General features: G+C 70.0%; 15 protein-coding genes. 8 read left to right on the top strand and 7 right to left on the bottom strand.

From position 1 onward, the window contains the following. Window positions 1-65: 65 nt before the first annotated feature. From ACMW4R_RS11825 to ACMW4R_RS11815, 3 genes are all read right to left on the bottom strand, one after another. Window positions 66-1,790 carry a hypothetical protein gene (locus ACMW4R_RS11825; RefSeq protein WP_418300012.1) on the bottom strand — a complete coding sequence of 575 codons (1,725 nt, stop codon included), beginning with the start codon at window positions 1,788-1,790 and terminating at the stop codon, window positions 66-68. Then, on the bottom strand, window positions 1,787-2,125 hold the full coding sequence (locus ACMW4R_RS11820; protein WP_418300011.1) for a hypothetical protein: 339 nt from the start codon (window positions 2,123-2,125) through the stop codon (window positions 1,787-1,789). Before ACMW4R_RS11820 ends, ACMW4R_RS11825 begins: the two co-directional genes overlap by 4 nt. A gap of 86 nt (window positions 2,126-2,211) precedes the next feature. Further along, window positions 2,212-3,387, bottom strand: coding sequence for a MarP family serine protease (locus ACMW4R_RS11815; protein WP_418300010.1), 1,176 nt, complete (start codon window positions 3,385-3,387; stop codon window positions 2,212-2,214). A gap of 117 nt (window positions 3,388-3,504) precedes the next feature. Here ACMW4R_RS11815 and ACMW4R_RS11810 point away from each other — a divergent pair, with 117 nt between their 5' ends. The 6 genes from ACMW4R_RS11810 to ACMW4R_RS11785 are packed head-to-tail and all read left to right on the top strand — an operon-like array spanning window position 3,505 to window position 9,931. Further along, window positions 3,505-4,230 (top strand): NUDIX hydrolase, encoded by a 726-nt coding sequence (locus tag ACMW4R_RS11810; RefSeq protein WP_058598012.1) that lies wholly within the window; start codon window positions 3,505-3,507, stop codon window positions 4,228-4,230. Between the two features lie 11 nt (window positions 4,231-4,241). Further along, the gene (gene nadA, locus ACMW4R_RS11805) at window positions 4,242-5,573 is read left to right on the top strand and encodes a quinolinate synthase NadA (RefSeq protein ID WP_058597978.1); all 1,332 of its coding nucleotides are present in this window, start codon (window positions 4,242-4,244) and stop codon (window positions 5,571-5,573) included. Then, window positions 5,570-7,060 (top strand): L-aspartate oxidase, encoded by a 1,491-nt coding sequence (gene nadB / locus ACMW4R_RS11800; RefSeq protein WP_418300009.1) that lies wholly within the window; start codon window positions 5,570-5,572, stop codon window positions 7,058-7,060. The genes nadA and nadB overlap by 4 nt, the downstream gene beginning before the upstream one ends. Continuing rightward, window positions 7,054-7,911 (top strand): carboxylating nicotinate-nucleotide diphosphorylase, encoded by an 858-nt coding sequence (nadC, locus tag ACMW4R_RS11795; RefSeq protein WP_418300008.1) that lies wholly within the window; start codon window positions 7,054-7,056, stop codon window positions 7,909-7,911. Before nadB ends, nadC begins: the two co-directional genes overlap by 7 nt. Then, on the top strand, window positions 7,908-9,038 hold the full coding sequence (locus ACMW4R_RS11790; RefSeq protein WP_418300007.1) for a cysteine desulfurase family protein: 1,131 nt from the start codon (window positions 7,908-7,910) through the stop codon (window positions 9,036-9,038). The genes nadC and ACMW4R_RS11790 overlap by 4 nt, the downstream gene beginning before the upstream one ends. Next, the gene (locus tag ACMW4R_RS11785) at window positions 9,035-9,931 is read left to right on the top strand and encodes a glycosyltransferase family 2 protein (RefSeq protein ID WP_418300006.1); all 897 of its coding nucleotides are present in this window, start codon (window positions 9,035-9,037) and stop codon (window positions 9,929-9,931) included. Before ACMW4R_RS11790 ends, ACMW4R_RS11785 begins: the two co-directional genes overlap by 4 nt. A 181-nt stretch (window positions 9,932-10,112) precedes the next feature. On the opposite strand, the gene ACMW4R_RS11780 is transcribed toward ACMW4R_RS11785, so the two are convergent. After that, on the bottom strand, window positions 10,113-12,056 hold the full coding sequence (locus ACMW4R_RS11780; protein WP_418300005.1) for an ABC transporter ATP-binding protein: 1,944 nt from the start codon (window positions 12,054-12,056) through the stop codon (window positions 10,113-10,115). Window positions 12,057-12,251: 195 nt separating this feature from the next. Between ACMW4R_RS11780 and ACMW4R_RS11775 the strand changes: the two genes are divergently transcribed. Further along, window positions 12,252-13,730 (top strand): MDR family MFS transporter, encoded by a 1,479-nt coding sequence (locus ACMW4R_RS11775; protein ID WP_058628172.1) that lies wholly within the window; start codon window positions 12,252-12,254, stop codon window positions 13,728-13,730. Between the two features lie 21 nt (window positions 13,731-13,751). Here the strand turns inward: ACMW4R_RS11775 and ACMW4R_RS11770 are convergent, their stop codons facing one another. Beyond that, window positions 13,752-13,889 (bottom strand): hypothetical protein, encoded by a 138-nt coding sequence (locus ACMW4R_RS11770; RefSeq protein WP_193752701.1) that lies wholly within the window; start codon window positions 13,887-13,889, stop codon window positions 13,752-13,754. Window positions 13,890-14,078: 189 nt separating this feature from the next. Between ACMW4R_RS11770 and ACMW4R_RS11765 the strand changes: the two genes are divergently transcribed. Further along, window positions 14,079-14,627 (top strand): type 1 glutamine amidotransferase domain-containing protein, encoded by a 549-nt coding sequence (locus ACMW4R_RS11765; RefSeq protein ID WP_058628171.1) that lies wholly within the window; start codon window positions 14,079-14,081, stop codon window positions 14,625-14,627. 47 nt (window positions 14,628-14,674) lie between these two features. On the opposite strand, the gene ACMW4R_RS11760 is transcribed toward ACMW4R_RS11765, so the two are convergent. Next, window positions 14,675-15,499 (bottom strand): DNA-formamidopyrimidine glycosylase family protein, encoded by an 825-nt coding sequence (locus ACMW4R_RS11760; RefSeq protein ID WP_058628170.1) that lies wholly within the window; start codon window positions 15,497-15,499, stop codon window positions 14,675-14,677. An 11-nt stretch (window positions 15,500-15,510) separates the two neighbouring features. Then, entirely contained in the window at window positions 15,511-16,944 is a 1,434-nt protein-coding gene (locus ACMW4R_RS11755) for an SPFH domain-containing protein (protein WP_418300004.1), read from the bottom strand. Window positions 16,945-17,032 lie beyond the last annotated feature (88 nt).

Below are 17,032 nucleotides of genomic sequence, written 5' to 3'. Positions count from 1 at the left end.
GACACAACCCGCGCACAGGAGAGCGAGGAAGATGACGAACCCGGTACGCGCGAGACGATGTGCACTCACCTGAGCATCTCCCTCAGCAGACTGTTGAGCACGGGAGCATTCTCCTGCGAGGTGGCGACGATCAACTGATGGTTCTCAAACGGACTCATCGAGATACGCACAGATGGCCCTTCAGGGGTGAGGAAGGGAGCAAGGTCTCCGCCTAGTGGAACAACCATGTCGCTCGGGCGCTCGTAGAGATGACTCTCGAACGCTGGAGTTGTGTCGGGATTTCGGCCGCCCCCTACCCACCCAGCGTCCTGCGCCATCGACAGAAAATCCGTGTAGCTCCAATGTGTGTAATCCGTTGCGAGACGCGGCCTCCACCCCTCCGCCACCCAGGCTCCCGCGAGCGAGTGGACAGCGTCATAGTGGACTCCAACAACCTCGGAGCTTGTCACGGGCACCAGTCCCCAGCTGTATCCACATGCGATCTGCCGAGCCTGTGCGATCTCGGAGTCGCTCCGTACGTCGGCGACGAACCGCGCGAGGTCGACGCCCGCGGGATGAGCTCGAACCTGGTCGTTGGCCTCGCCGATGCCACGCAATTGTCCGCTGGCCACCTGCGGTTCGTTGTCGCCCGGGAACTCGGTGCCCTTCCACACGAACGCCACCATCCCGTCGCCCTGCCCCACCAGCCACCGCGCGATCTTCTGCGGCTCGCCGCGGTAGAAGCTGTCGACCGACGTGAAAGTTCCCGGCACATAAGTCAAGACGCGCTGCGTTCCGGTGCCTGGTGTCCCGATCATCTCGACGAGTCGATTCGCATCAGGCTGGTACAACACGAGAGACACGTCCCCACGAACCACCTGAGCCAGGTAGTCCCGTTCAGCTAGAAGGTCGTCCCACGCAGCACGCCGCTCCGCCTGGAGGTCCGCGCTCGCCCCCTCACCGCGAAGTCGCTCCCACGCCGCCAACTCGGCCTCTACCTCACCCAGGCGTGAGCGCGCCGTCACCCGATTCGCCGCGACCCTCGCGAGAGGCGGCACGCCGCCCAGGGCCCCGACGAGAGCCGGAGCGCCGTCGATGAGGGCGGCAGCGGCTGCCGGGGAGAGGGAGTCCCACCAGGTGCGCACGGCGTCGGGAGCGGGCGGATGCTCGCGCAGCAGATCCGCCCACTCGGGATGAGCGGCGATGAGACGGGCGATCCGAGACGTCCCCGAGCGCGCAAGCTCGAGCAGAGGCGCCATGACGAGCTCGGTCGTGATCTCTTCGCTGCGCACGGCCCACGTGAGCCGGGGACCGAGGGGTGGTGCGGCGGCATCCGGGATCGCGACCTCCCACGTCGGAGGGAGCGGAATCGCGGCGAGATCGCCACGCGCCTGGTCGATCCGCTCATCGACGTCCGCGGCGAACCCGTCGATCTCGCGCGTGAGTTCGACGGAACGGTCGCGGTCATCGATCCCCCGGGCTGCGCGCGCGAACTCTGCGACGTCCTCGACGAGACCGCGGCGACGCATCGACAGCCACAGGAGGTCGTCGGACAGATGATCGACGATATCTGCCGCGCGCAGCAGAGCCTCGCAGATGTCGGCGGCGACCACGGTGAGAGGTCGCATCTTCGCGGCGACGGCCGCCGCTTCGGGAGCCTCGTACACCGCTTCGAGACCGTCCCACCGGGATGCGACCGCGCTTCCCGCCTCGGGGAGGAGGGCCGCCTTGGCTCGCAGCTCTTCGGCGAGGCGCCCCAGCGCGGCGGCGTCCACAGGAATCTCGGGGATCACGCCGAAATCCGCGCTCACGCGACCCGCCACCGTCCGGTCCCCTGACGTGTCTCGAGCTGCGCCGCCGTGACGGCCATCACGACATCTGCGCGGCAGTACTCCGCCACGGCCTGCTCCGCGATCGTCGAGACCGAACCAGCGTGAGCGATCGATCCGCCCGCCTTCGCCTCCCACGGGTCCATGACACGGCAGAACGCCTGGAACAGCTCGGGCACCGGGGCCACGGCATCCCGAATCCCCCACAGCACGTGGGCGGTCGCTCCGACCGCGTCCGTCAGGTCATCGAGACGCCGTGCTGTCTCGCCGGCGAGCCCGAGGAAGCCGGGGATGTCGATGGCGTAGCGGTCGGTCATCCGCGAGACGCTAGTCGGATCGCCGAGACGGTCCGGAAATCTCTCCACAGACGCCACCCTGGTGAGGAGCAGTCGTCGACGGCGCGTCAGCGCGGGATGCACGCTCCGGATGCCACCGGCGTCGACAGCGAGTCGAGTTGGGCCATCACGGGCTCGAGCTCGGCGGGTGTCATCGCGTATCCGACGTTCTCGTCGGAGTCGGACCGCGCGAACACGACACCGGCGACATCGCCGGTCGGCGTGAGGAGGGGGCCGCCCGAGTTACCCGGGCGGATCACCGCGCCGAGCGCATAGATCTCGCGCGGGGTCGACTGGCCGTCGTAGATGTCCGGAACGGGCACGCTCCCCACCGACAGCACCTGCGCGCTGCCGGAGGTGAAAGGCCCGCCGTACGGGTATCCCTGGACAACGGCGGCCGCTCCTACGTCGAGAGTGGAGACGACCGGGAGGGGCTTGGCATCGAGGCCGTCGACGGCCACCACGGCCAAATCGTCGGTCGGGTCGAAGTACACCACGCGCCCCTCGCGCGCGGGCTGGCCGGGGAGTTCGACGAGCGGCGTGTCGACGCCCGCGACCACGTGGGCGTTCGTGATCAGTCGGCCGTCGCCCGCAACGAAACCGGATCCGCTCGAGGTGACGCCACAGGCGTAGGCCGTGCCGGAGATCCGGGCGACCGACTGCGCCGCTTCCGTCAGAGCGGGGTCGTCGAGCGCGATGTCGGGGGCCGTGGGCACCGGGCCGATCTGGATCAACTGGCCCAGCCGCGGAAGGCCGTCGGCGAGGACGTTACCGCGCAGTTCCGCGATCGCCGCGCGGACGGGGGCAGGGGTGATGTCGTCGATCGTGCGGACGATGGTCGACGACCCGAGCGCGGCGGAGACCACCGGCATCCCGGCGGGGATCAACGATCCGGCGACGAACGAGATGGCGAGGGCCGCGGCAGCGACGTTGACGATCCCGCCCAGAAGTCTCTCGGGAATGCGCAGCTTGATGCGGTCGGCACCGCGTCGGAACACCTGCCCCACGGCGCTGCCGAGACCGGCCCCGAGCAGCAGGAGGAGCACACCCGCGCCGACCATCGCGGGTCCACGCCACGAGGGTTCGGCGACCCACTGACCGACGAGAGGCGTCACCCAGAAAGCGGCGAGCGCGCCCAGCGCCAACCCCGCGAAGAAGCCGATCGTGGCCAGGAAACCACGCGACAGGCCCACGAGGAGCGCGATCGCCAGCACGACGATCAACACGATGTCGACAACAGCCACCCGCACCTCCGAGGTCCGCGATCAGGGTACGTCGACGGTCCTGTGAGAACCCCTCGACGCGCGTTTTGCGCTTCGGGTCACAATGACATTAAGATCGTGGACGGAGATATGGTCACCATGACACGAACCTCGGAACCCCAGGGCCTCGACAGCGGCGTGCGCGTCGCCGTCTCGACGGTCATCTTCAGCGTCCGCCGCGACGCGCACGACGAGCCGGTCCTGTCTCTGCCTCTCGTCCGCCGCACGCGCGACCCCTTCGACGGTCGGTGGGCACTGCCGGGTGGCTGGCTCGACGCTGCCGAAGAGCTCGACACCGCGGCATCCCGGACCCTCGCCGAGACGACGGGCCTCACCCCCAGCTACCTCGAGCAGCTCTACGCGTTCGGTGCGGTCGACCGCTCCCCCACCCGGGTCGTGTCGATCGTGTACTGGGCGCTGCTGCGCTCCGACGAGGTCGACGCCCAGGTCGCCGCGCACGAACGCGAGGGCGACGCCCCCGAGAACGTCGAGTGGTTCGACGCGACCGACCTCCCGCCGTTGGCGTTCGACCACAACGACATCGTCGAGTACGCCCTCTGGCGTCTGCGCAACAAGGTCGGCTACAGCCGCATCGCCCACGGCCTCCTCCCCGACGAGTTCACGCTCGCCGACCTCCGCGAGGTGAACGAGACGATCCTCGGCAAGCGCCTGGACCCCGCGAACTTCCGCCGCCAGGTCGACACCTCGAACACCCTCATCCCGACCGAGCGCTTCCGCACCGGAAGCCACCGCCCCGCCCGTCTGTACCGCTACAACCGCGATGTGGAGCTCGCCGACCGCGGCCCGCTCCCCTCCCGTCACTGATCGGAACGCCCATGGCCGCCACCCTCATCACCCTGCAGCCCCGCCCCGAGATCGACCCGAGCGTCGACCACGCGATCCAGGCGATCGTCTCGGGCGCGTCGACCGACGCCACCTGCACGACCGACCTCGCCGTCGGCCCCTGGGACTTCGACACGCGCCCCGGTTACGGTCCCGGCTCGTCGATGGGCGACGTGATCCCCACGGGCTCCCCGCGACAGGGCGAACTACCCGCGGAGTACCGAGAGGCGTCCGACGACGAACTCGATGAGCGCATCCGCGCTGCCAAGGCGACCCTCGGCGATCGCGTCGTCGTGCTCGGCCACTTCTACCAGCGCGAGGAGGTCGTGCGGCACGCCGACTACGTGGGCGATTCGTTCCAGCTCGCCAATGCGGCGAAGGAGCGTCCCGAGGCCGAGGCGATCGTCTTCTGCGGCGTGCACTTCATGGCCGAGACCGCCGACCTGCTCTCGCGCCCCGACCAGGCCGTCATCCTGCCGAATCTTGCAGCGGGATGCTCGATGGCCGACATGGCCGACATCGACCAGGTCGAGGAGTGCTGGGAGCAGCTCGAAGACGTCCTCGGCGACCTGGAGACCCCGGATGCCGACGGCCTCGTGCCCGTGATCCCGGTGACGTACATGAACTCGAGCGCCGCCATCAAGGGATTCGTCGGCCGTCACGGCGGGATCGTCTGCACCTCCTCGAATGCGCGCACCGTGCTCGAGTGGGCCTTCGCCCGCGGACGCCGCGTGCTCTTCTTCCCCGATCAGCACCTGGGCCGCAACACCGCGAAGGCCATGGGCGTGCCGCTCGAGCAGATGCCGATGTGGAACCCGCGGAAGCCGCTCGGCGGCTCGACGGCCGAGGTCATCGAAGACAGCCGCGTCATCCTGTGGCACGGCTTCTGCTCGGTGCACCGCCGATTCACCGTCGACCAGATCGAGAAGGCACGCGCCGAGCACCCCGGGGTGCGCGTGATCGTGCACCCCGAGTGCCCGATGGACGTGGTGGATGCCGCCGACGAGGCGGGGTCCACCGACATCATCCGCAAGGCCATCGCCGCCGCCGAGGAGCCCACGACCTTCGCGATCGGCACCGAGATCAACCTCGTGCAGCGCCTGGCCGCCCAGTACCCGCAGCACGAGATCTTCTGCCTCGACCCGGTCGTGTGCCCGTGCTCGACGATGTACCGCATCCACCCCGGCTACCTCGCGTGGGTGCTCGAGTCGCTCGTGGCAGGCCAGGTCGTCAACCGCATCACGGTCCCGGCCGACGTCGCCGAGCCCGCCACAGTCGCCCTCGAGCGCATGCTCGCGGCCAAGCCGAACGGCGCCGTGAAATGACCGCGGTCGTCGTGGTGGGCAGCGGTATCGCCGGTCTCACGGCGGCACTGCACGCGGCGGAGAACGGATGCCACGTCACGATCGTGACGAAGGGCGCTCTTCCCGACACCAACACGCGGTGGGCCCAGGGCGGGATCGCGGCGGTCACCCACCCCGCCGACAGCGTGGCCTCGCACGCCGCCGACACGCACACCGCGGGCGCCGGGCTCACAGACGCCGCCGCCGTCGACGTCCTCGTCGGCGAGGGACCGGCGCGGATCCTCGAACTGGTCTCGCGCGGAGTGACGTTCGATCGGACGCCGGACGGCGACTTCGCCCGCGGCCTCGAAGCCGCGCACGCCGTCCCCCGCGTACTGCACGCCGGCGGCGACGCGACCGGCGCCGAGATCCAGGCGGCGCTGGGCTCCGCGGTGCGCGCCGCCCACCTGACCGTGCGGGAACATGCCCTTCTGCGCGACCTCGTGGTCGAAGGCGGTCGTGTCACGGGGATCGTGCTGGACGGGGGCGAGCGTCTCGACGCCGACGCGGTGATCCTCGCGACCGGTGGCGCCGGACAACTGTACGCGCACACCACGAACCCGCTCGGCGCGACCGGAGACGGGATCGCGGCGGCCCTGCGCGCCGGTGCCGCCGTCGCGGATCTCGAGTTCGTCCAGTTCCACCCCACGGCCCTCGCGGTCGGGGCTCCGTTCCTCGTCTCCGAGGCCGTCCGCGGCGAAGGGGCCGTCCTCATCGACGATGCGGGGCGGCGATTCTGCTTCGACGCGCACCCCGACGGCGAGCTGGCGCCCCGCGACGTCGTCGCGCGGGCCAATGCCCGGGCGATGGCCGCGCAGGATGAGCGGCCGGTTCGCCTGGATGCCACGGCACTCGGCGCCGAGCGGCTCGCGCAGCGGTTCCCGACGATCGACGCCGCCGTCCGGGCGCGCGGGCTGGATTGGGCGCGTGAGCCCATCCCCGTGACGCCCGCTGCGCACTACCTCATGGGCGGAATCGTCACCGACCTCGACGGGCGCACGAGCGTCCCCGGTCTGTACGCGGTCGGCGAGACGGCGCGCACGGGCGTCCACGGCGCGAACCGCTTGGCATCCAACTCCCTGCTCGAGGGGGCGGTGTTCGGCGCCCGGGCCGGAGAGGCCGTCGCCGGGGACACCACGTGGCCGATCCCGCCCGCGTCGACCACTCTCGCGGATGCCGAGGCCACCGCCGAGGCTCCCCCGTTCTCGCGCGAGGCCCTGCAGCAGGTGATGTGGGCGCACGCGGGACTCGTGCGCGACGCCGCCGGCCTCGACCACGCGTCCGGGATCCTCGCCGCGTGGGCCGCTTCCCCGGCTCCGCGCTCGGTCGAGGACGCCAACCTGCTGCTCGTCGCCCGTCACGTCGTGGCGGCCGCGCGCTCCCGCACGGGCTCCGTCGGCGCGCACTTCCGCGCCGACGCTCCCGCCGCGGCATCCGTCCCGCCCGTCCAGGAGGCCCTCGCATGCTGACCCGTGCCGCCATCGAACGTGTCGTCTCGGCCGCTCTGAACGAGGACGCCCCCTGGGGCGACCTGACGAGCGAGACCCTCATCCCCGCGGACGCCGTCGCCCGTGCCGCCCTCGTCGCTCGCGTCGACGGTGTCTTCAGCGGCGCGGCCGTGTTCGCCGCCGCCTTCACCCTCACCGACCCTTCGATCGTCGTCGAGCAGCACGTGGTAGACGGGGAGCGGTTCGCCCCGGGTGACACGCTCGCGACCGTCTCCGGTCCCGCACGCGCCGTGCTCACCGCCGAGCGCATCGGGCTCAATTTCGTGCAGCGGATGTCCGGCATCGCCACGCTCACCAGCCGATACGTCGCCGAGGTCGCGCACACCGGCGCCCGCATCGTCGACACGCGCAAGACCACGCCGGGCCTGCGCGCGATCGAGCGCCAGGCGGTGCGTGACGGCGGAGGACACAACCACCGCTTCTCGCTCTCCGACGCGGTCATGGCCAAGGACAACCACCTCGCCGTGCTCACCTCCGGAGGGCTGTCCGTCACGCAGGCGCTCGAGGGTGCGATCGCCCGCCTCCCCCACACCACGCACGTCGAGGTCGAGGTCGACCGCCTCGACCAGATCGATGCGGTGCTGGCGGCCGGCGTCGGCACGATCATGCTCGACAACTTCTCCCTCGACGACCTGCGTCTCGGCGTCGCGCGCATCGCCGGCGCGGCTCAGGTCGAAGCCTCGGGCGGCGTGACGCTCGACACCGTCCGCGCCATCGCCGAAACGGGCGTCGACGTCATCTCGGTCGGCGCTCTCACCCACTCCGCTCCCGCGCTCGACCTGGGCCTGGACATCCAGATCGAGACGGCGTGAGCCTCTACCTCGACAACGCCGCCACGACACCGGTGCGACCAGAGGTGCTCGAGGCCATGGCGCCGTACCTCACGCGGTTCTTCGGCAACCCGTCGAGCAATCACGAGGTCGGCGAGGCGGCAGCAGTCGCCCTGGACGACGCGCGATCACGCGTCGCCGGAGTGCTCGGGATGCGAACGGGCGACATCCTCTTCACATCCGGCGGCACCGAGTCCAACAACGCCGCGATCAAGGGACTCGTCCTCGGCTCCGGCAAGAAGCACCTCGTCACGACCGCGATCGAACACGAGTCCGTCCTCGCGTCAGCGGACTACCTCGCTCGCCTGCACGGAGTCGATGTCACGCACGCCCGGGTCGATGCGACCGGCACCCTGACTCCGGATACGCTCGCCGGCGAGCTCCGCGATGACACCGCACTGGTGAGCGTCGGTTACGCGAACAACGAGATCGGCACGGTCCAGGATGCCGCCGCTCTCGTCGCCGTCGCCCACGACCGCCGCGTCCCCGTGCACCTCGACGCCGTCCAGGCCGCGGGGTGGCTTCCGCTCGCGGGGCTCGGGGCCGACGCGCTCACGGTCGCCGGGCACAAGATCGGCGCCCCGAAGGGCACCGGGATCCTCGCCGTGCGGGGTCGGCTCCCTTTCGAGCCTCTGCTGCACGGCGGTGGGCAGGAACGCGGTCGGCGGTCCGGCACCCCCGACGTCGCGGGCGCGGTCGCGATCGCCCGCGCGCTGGAACTCGCCGAGGCCGAGCGCACCGACGAAGCCGAGCGGGTCTCGGGTCTGCGCGACGAGTTCGTCGCGCGGGTGCTCGATCTCGTCCCCGGTGCGCGGCTCACCGGGCACCCGTCTCGGCGCCTCCCGGGCACCGCGAGCTTCGTTTTCCCGGGCACGAACGGCGAAACCGTCCTGCTCGAACTGGAACGTCGCGGCATCGTGTCGTCCAGTGGGTCGGCATGCGCCGCGGGGAGCGACGAAGCCTCGCACGTCCTCCTCGCGCTCGGTCTCCCCCACGACGACGCGCGCACCGCGGTCAGGTTCACGTTCCCGCACGGACTGACGGCTTCCTTGGAACCGGTCGCCCGAGCGGTCCAGGCTGCCGTGACCGCCGTAGGATCGCCCGAGTGAGCACCACCGGCGTCACCATCATCATCCCCGGCTTCAACGTCGCCGACTACGCCGGAGAGGCCCTGGACTCCCTCCGCGCGCAGACGCATCGACACTGGACCGCGGTGCTCGTCGACGACGCCTCCACCGACGACACCCGGCATCTGTTCGCGGACGCGGCAGCCGCCGACCCGCGCTTCCGGGTCGTCCGCCACGAGACGCAACGAGGACTCGGCGCAGCGCGGAACACGGGACTCGAGCGGGTCGAAACGCCCTACACCGCCTTCCTCGACGCCGACGACCTCCTCCGACCCGACGCCCTGACCCGGCTGGCGAACACGCTCGACCACACGAGCAGCGATTTCGTGGTGGGAGCGTACGTACGCCTTCGACCGGATGCCGAGGGCCCGGGTTACACCCCGGGCGAGGTCCAGCCCTGGGTCACGGCCGCCACCGACCCGGCGCGCGAGAGGACCACCCTCGCGGCGCACCCCGCGGCATCCGGGAACATCGTCGCGTGGTCGAAGCTGAGCCGCACGGCCTTCTGGCGCGAGCACGATCTCCGCTTCCCCGAGGGACGGTACTACGAGGACCAGGTGCTGGCGCAGCGGATGTACACGAGCGCCGAGGCGTTCGACGTGATCCCCGACGTCATCGTCGAGTGGCGGCAGCGCCGCGACGGGGGGTCGATCACGCAGCGCCTCGGCGAGCTCGACGTGCTGCGCGATTACCTCGAAGCCCTCGGCGAGGGCATCGCGGTGCTGCGCGCGGCCGGGGCGGACGCCGCGATCGCGCAGCGCGGAGCGCTGATCCGCACGCTCGATCTCCCGCCGCTGCTCCGCATCGCCGAGACGCACCCTGATCCCGCGTATCGCATCGCTCTCGAGGCGTTCCTCGAGTCGCTGCCCGGCTGACGGGTCGGGGCGGTCGCTTCGACAGGCTCAGGGACCTATCCACAGGCCGAGAAGGCCCGCGGTGCCGAAGTCGCGCACAGGTGGCTGTGCCCGCACAGGTGACTGAGCCTGTCGAAGCCACCGCGCCACGCAGCGCTCCGGGACTCTCCACCAGCTCGAGGTCACCCTCGCGCGCCAGAGCTCAGGCGGGAGCCTCGTCGGCCCGCCGGGCCGGCAGCGCCGCGCGGGCGAGGCCGGCGGCATCCCGCTCCTCCTCCGCCAACACGAACGAGGCGGCGAGCTGTTCGGCCGCGAGGCTCGCGTAGAGTCCCCCCGCGGCGAGGAGCTCGGCGTGCGTGCCCGACTCAACGATGCGCCCCGCGTCCACGACGTGGATTCGATCTGCCCCGATCACCGTGGACAACCGATGGGCGATCGACAGGGTCGTCCGGCCGTGGGAGGCGGTCTCGAGCGCCTCCTGCACGATCCGCTCCGACACCGTGTCGAGAGCGCTCGTCGCTTCGTCGAGGAGAAGCACCGGGGGGTCTTTCAGGAGCACGCGCGCAATGGCGATGCGCTGCTTCTCGCCGCCGGACAGGCGGTATCCGCGCTCTCCGACGACGGTGTCGTATCCCGCCTCGAACCCGGCGATCACGTGATGGATATTCGCGGCGCGGCATGCGGCCTCGATCTCTTCGTCGGTCGCGTCGGGGCGCGCGTAGCGGAGGTTGTCGCGCACGGTCGCGTGGAAGAGATAGGTCTCCTGCGACACGATCCCGATCTCGTCGATGATCGACGCCCGGTCGAGCGTCCGCACATCCGCCCCCGAGAACATCACCGATCCCGCACTCGCCTCGTACATCCGGGGGGTCAGATAGAGGATCGTCGTCTTCCCCGCTCCCGACGGTCCGACGAAGGCGACGTGCTGTCCGGGCTCGACCGAGAACGACACACCGTCGAGAGTGGGACGCGCATGCGCGGGCGCATCGGGGTAGCGGAACTCGACATCGCGGAACTCGATCCGCCCCAGCGGCCCGGGGGCGGCGGACACGGGCAACGCGTCGGGCGCGTCGACGATCGCGGGACGCAGGTCGAGGTATTCGAAGATGCGGGCGAACAGCGCGGACGATGTCTGCACGTCGAGCGCCACGCGCATGAGCCCCATGAGCGGCATGAGCAGCCGAGCCTGGACCGTCGTGAACGCCACGATGGTGCCCGCGGTGATCGCCCCGGTCCCCCCGGCGATCAGGAAGCCGGCGACGAGGTAGATCACGGCGGGAACGCTCGACATGATGACCTGGACCACCGCGAAGAAGCCCTGGCCGCTCATCGCCCGCCGCACCTGGAGATGGACCTGGTTGTCGTTCTCGGCATCGAAACGGGCGGACTCCGTTCGCTGCCGGTTGAACGACTTCGACAGCAGGATGCCGGACACGCTCAACGTCTCTTGCGTGATCGCGGAGAGCTCGGACAGCGACTCCTGGGTCTCGCCCGCGATCCGCGCGCGCACCTGTCCCACGCGCCGCTGCACGAAGATGAGGAACGGCATGAGGGCGACGGCGATCAGCGTGAGCCGCCAATCGATGAGGATCATGGCCACGAGCGAGGCGATGACGGTGACCGCGTTGCCCAGGATGCTCGTGACGGTGTTGGTGAGCACGCCGGACACACCCCCGACGTCGTTCTGCAGCCGCGACTGGATCACGCCGGTCTTCGTGCGGGTGAAGAAGCCGAGCTCCATCGCCTGCAGGTGATCGAACAGCCGGGTGCGCAGGTCGCCGGTGACGCGGTTCCCGACCGTGGCGGTGAACCACGTCTGCGCCACGTTCAATCCCGCCGAGAGCAGGAACAACGCGATCATGACGCTCACGAGAACGGTGAGCAGACGAAGGTCCGGCGGCGTGCCGTCGATCGGGAAGAGCGCGTCGTCGAAGATGCGCTGCACGAGCAAGGGCGGGATGACGCCGACCGCCGACGCCACGATCACGAGCAGCACCGTGATCGCGATCCGTCCCCGGTAGGGCCGGAAGAGGTCGACGACGCGCTTCCCGAGGTTCGCGACGCGGGGCGCCTGAGCGTTGCGTCGACGCTGCTCGGCCGCATCGACACCGCGGAACATGCTTCCGCCGACTCCACCTGGGCCCATGCGGGCCAGCCTACGTCCGCTCACCGACATCGGCTCTCGCCGCTCGGCCCGCGGCCCAGCGGCTAGGCTCGGTGGCCCGCATCTCTTTCGTCGAATTCCTTCGACGGTGGAATATCTCGCCGGTGGACACAGTTGCCACCGAAGCACGTCGCCGTTCCGGCGCCACGAAGCCCCCCGCACGCAAAGGACCTCGTCATGGCCGCCCCCGGCACCACCACCGCACCCCCGCCCACCGCCTCGGGCGTCACGACCGCGCAGAGCCGCGTGATCTGGCTGCTGCTCACCGCCGCATTCGTGGCGATGCTGAACGAGACGACGATGAACGTCGCGATCCCGTTCCTCATCCGCGATCTCGGCATCACCGCTGTCTCCGCGCAGTGGCTCACCACCGCGTTCATGCTGACGATGGCCGTCGTGATCCCGATCACGGGGTTCCTGCTGCAGCGCTTCACCACGCGACAGGTCTTCATCACTGCGATGACGCTGTTCTCGACCGGAACCCTCGTGGCATTCCTGTCGCCGGGCTTCGAGCTCCTCGTGGTCGCGCGGGTGATCCAGGCGTCCGGTACCGCGATCATGATGCCGCTGTTGATGACGACGATCATGACGATCGTGCCGCCGCAGCACCGCGGCCGCATGATGGGTCGCGTCAGCATCGTCATGGCGCTCGCGCCGGCCATCGGTCCGACGATGTCAGGCCTGATCCTGCAGTCCCTCGGCTGGCACTGGATCTTCGGGATCGTTCTGCCGATCGCCCTCGTCTCGCTGTTCGTCGGCGCGCGCTGGATCCACAACCTCGGCGAGACCCGCACGGCACCGATCGATGTGGCATCCGTGATCCTGTCGGCTCTCGGCTTCGGCGGCCTCGTCTTCGGTCTCAGCCAGATCGGCGGCGGTCACGGCGGCGACCCGGATGCCGCCTCGACCTCGCTCGTGTCCCTGATCGCCGCCCTGACGATCGGAGCGCTCGGCCTGGGCGCGTTCATCTGGCGTCAGATCCGCCTGCAGCGCACCGACTCCGCCCTTCTGGATCTTCGGGTGTTCCGCTCGGGTGCGTTCACGCTGACCGTCGCCCAGCTGGGTGTGATGTCGCTGGCATTCTTCGGCGCGATCACGCTTCTCCCGCTGTACCTGCAGACGGTGCTGGGTAAGACCCCGCTCGAAACGGGCCTCGCGGTCCTGCCCGGTTCGCTCGTCATGGGTCTCGCCGGCCCGGTGATCGGACGCATCTACGACCGGTTCGGAACGCAGATGCTCCTCGTCCCCGGTGCCGTCATCGTCAGCGCCACGCTGTGGTTCTACACGACGGTCGGAACCGAGACGTCGTTCGCTCTGCTGATCGTGGTGCAGACCGTCATGATGATCGGTCTCGCTCTGTCGTTCACGCCGCTGTTCACGGCCTCGCTCGGCTCACTCGAGCCCCGGTTCTACTCCTACGGCTCAGCCGTCGTCGGAACGGTGCAGCAGGTGGCGGGCGCGGCGGGCATCGCGCTCCTGATCACGGTGATGTCGTCCGTGTCGGCCGCGACCGGCGAGGGGATCGAGGCGGATGCCACGGGCACGCGCACCGCGTTCATGATCGCCGCGATCATCTCGCTCCCGCTCATCGCAGGTGCCTTCGTCATCCGCAAGCCCGCGGATCAGGTCGAGGGATCCGCTCCCGTCGGCCACTGACGCGAGGCGAACGCCGTCTGCTCAGAGCGAGCAGGAACCCCCGCCGCAGCACTGCGACGCGGGACGGGACGACTTCTGCGCCTCGTCGCCCGGGCCGTTCAGGAGAGTGAGAACGGGCTTGGAAGCGGAGGTCGTGTCAGACGTGGTGTCACCGGACATGCGCTCCATGCTACGCCCGTGCGCGCGAGGCGGGGCCGCGCCGTAACGCCGGGCCTCGGCATCCGCAACCCCCGTTCGAGGCGGTCCCGCCGTTCATAGCGTGGGAACACCCCGATCGAGAACCCGGTCGGGACGGTCCCGCGGTCCACCGCGCGGAGAGACCCCGATCGAGAAAGAGAGAGTCGAACCATGACCGATCTCAGCGGCAAGCGCATCGCATTCCTGCTCACCGACGGTTTCGAAGACAGCGAGCTCACCAGCCCCTGGGAGGCGGTGACCTCGGCGGGCGCCGAGGCCGTGCTCGTCTCGCCGAGCGAGGGCAGCATCACGGGTGAGAAGGGCCACGAGCAGAAGGTCGACCTCGACGTGTCCTCGGCGTCGGCCGGCGACTTCGATGCCCTCGTGCTTCCCGGTGGCGTCCAGAACGCGGACGACATCCGCATCGTGACGGATGCCGTGTCGTTCACTCGCGACTTCTTCGAGCAGCACAAGCCCGTCGCCGTCATCTGCCACGGTGGCTGGATCCTCACGGAGGCCGACGTCCTCAAGGGTCGGACGCTGACCAGCTACCCGACGCTGCAGACCGATCTGCGCAACGCGGGAGCGACATGGGTCGACGAGGAGGTCCACGTCGACCAGGGTCTGGTCTCGAGCCGCAACCCCGACGACCTGCCCGCGTTCAACGCCAAGCTCGTGGAAGAGGTCGCCGAGGGCCGCCACGCGGGCCAGACGGCCTGACCCTCCCGAGCAGAACGGCCCCGCACCTCGGTGCGGGGCCGTTGTCGTCACGCCGAGCCGTCGGGCAGGACCTGGCACGACGGGCACCACTGGCCGGCGCCCTTCGTGCCGGGGATGTCCTCGATGACGCCGTCACCCTCGGGGCACGGCTCACCGGTCCGACCGTGGACCCGCATCGACGCGACCTTCGCCGCCTTCTGCTCGGAGATGGGCACTCCGCGACGCGCGAGGACGGCGGCGGTCAGCGTGTCGTGCAGCGCCAGGTGCAGCCTCGTGATGTCGTCCTCGCTCAGAGCCGAGGCGTGCGCCACGGGAGACAGACGCGCCGCGTACAGGATCTCGTCCGAATAGGCGTTGCCGATCCCCGCCAGGGTCTCCTGCTCCTGCAGCAGGGCTTTGAGCTGCTTGCGCCGGCCGCGCACGACCTCCGCCAGCATCTCCCGCGAGTAGCCCGGGTCGATGGCATCCGGTCCCAGCTTCGCCACCGCCGGCACGTCGTCGGGCGCATCCACGACGTGGAGCTGCACCGAGAGCCAGTCGCCCGCATCGGTGATGCCCAGGATGCCGTGATCGAACACGAATCGCGCGATCTCGGGGGCGGGCGACTCCACATCCGCGTCTGACGGCTCGCGCCACGTCGCCCACCCGGCGCGGCCGAAGCCGATCCCCAGGTGCACGCCGTCGAGATCGAGGTCGAGGTGCTTTCCGTGGCGGGTCGCCCCGGTGACGGGACGTCCGATCATTTCGGTGAGCGGACGCACTCGTGTTTTCAGCGCGCGACCCTCCACGAGGTCGACCTCGCGCACGATGTGGCCGACGAGGCGCTCACGCAGGAACAGCGTGAGCGCCTCGACTTCGGGTGCCTCGGGCACGATCCGGCCTCTCAGCCCTCGGTCTCGGGCGCGGCCGGGGTCGTCGGGGCCGGGGTCGTGGTCGGGGCGGGGAACGACGGCGCGGCGGCCGGGGCCTTCTCCCCCGAACGCTGGGCCGTCGCGAACGCATCCGCGACGGCGCGGCCCTGGATGATCTGCGTCAGGTCGATGCCTGTCGCTGCCCGGACCGCCTCGAACGACGACCGCAGACCCGTCGCCGACTCGGTCGCGAGGTGGCCGCTCGCCCCCTCGCCGCCGAGCACCGTGATGTTGCCGACGCGGTCGTATCCCTTCGCGAACTCCGCCATCATCGGCACGAGCGACTCCAGGGCGCGCTGCGCGAGCAGGGCCTCCTGGTTGTGCGAGAGGGCCTCCGCTTCGGCGCGGATCGCCTCGGCGCGCGCCTCACCGGCCAGACGCACGGCCTGGGCATCCGCCTCGGCACGCACGCGGACGGCGGCCGCCTCCTGCTCGGCGATCTGCGCACGGGCCTCGGCCGCCTTGATCTGCGCGTACGCCTCGGCGTCCGCGTCCTTCTGACGCTGGTACAAGTCGGCATCGGCGACGCGGGCGACCTCGGACTCCAGACGCGCTTGCGTGTTCTGCGCTTCCTGCTGCAGAACGGCCTGGCGACGCTCGGCACGGGTGAGCGCCTCCGCCTGCTCGGCCTCGGCGTTGGCGCGACCGACCTCGGCCTTGGCCGCGGCGCTGTTCTTGTCGAGCTTGGTCTGCTCGATGAGGTTCGCCTCGTCGGTCGCGATCTGGCGCGCCCGGATCTCGCGCACGGCGTTGATGCGGGCGACCTCGGCCTCGCGCTTCACGCGCTCGACCTCCGTCGCACCGAGCGCGGCGATGTAGCCGTTGCCGTCGGTGACGCCCTGGATCTGGAACGAGTCGAGGATCAGACCCTGCGACGAGAGGTCGCCCTTGATGCCTTCCGCGATCTGATCCGACAGGCGCTGCCGGTCGCGCATGAGCTCCTCGACCGTCAGCGTGGCGACGACACCACGGAGCGCACCCTCGAGCTGCTCGGTGGTGAACTGCTCGATGGCCTTGTCCTGCGAAGCGAAACGCTCGGCCGCACGACGCACCGATTCGGGGTCCGAGCCGATCTTCACGAGGGCGACGCCGCTGACGTTGACGGTGACGCCGTTGGACGACTGAGCGGTCGGCTCCATCTTGATCTGGCGAGCCCGCAGCGAGATCATCTCGCCGCGCTGCGTGAGCGGGTTGACGATCGCGCCACCACCGGTGATGACGGTGATCCGCGATGATTCGCCGTCCGCGCCTCTCTGTCGCTTACCGACGATGACCAGGGCTTCATCGGCCTTGGCGACGCGATACCAGCCGCGGATCAGCCCCGCGATGATCAGGAAGACGACGATGACGACGACGAGTGCGATGACCACGACGATGCCGATCGCCCCCAGAGCAGCAATTTCCATGGTTCTCCTTCGACAGGCACCGCACGAAGCGGTACGGGGGAATTCTTTCCAACCTATCGGCCGCCTCCGAGGCGGTGTCCACCCCCTC

It is taken from the genome of Microbacterium sp. S1037, from assembly GCF_048381605.1.
In the GTDB taxonomy this organism is placed as follows: domain Bacteria; phylum Actinomycetota; class Actinomycetes; order Actinomycetales; family Microbacteriaceae; genus Microbacterium; species Microbacterium testaceum_B.
This window is presented reverse-complemented; position numbering and strand designations above follow the sequence as displayed.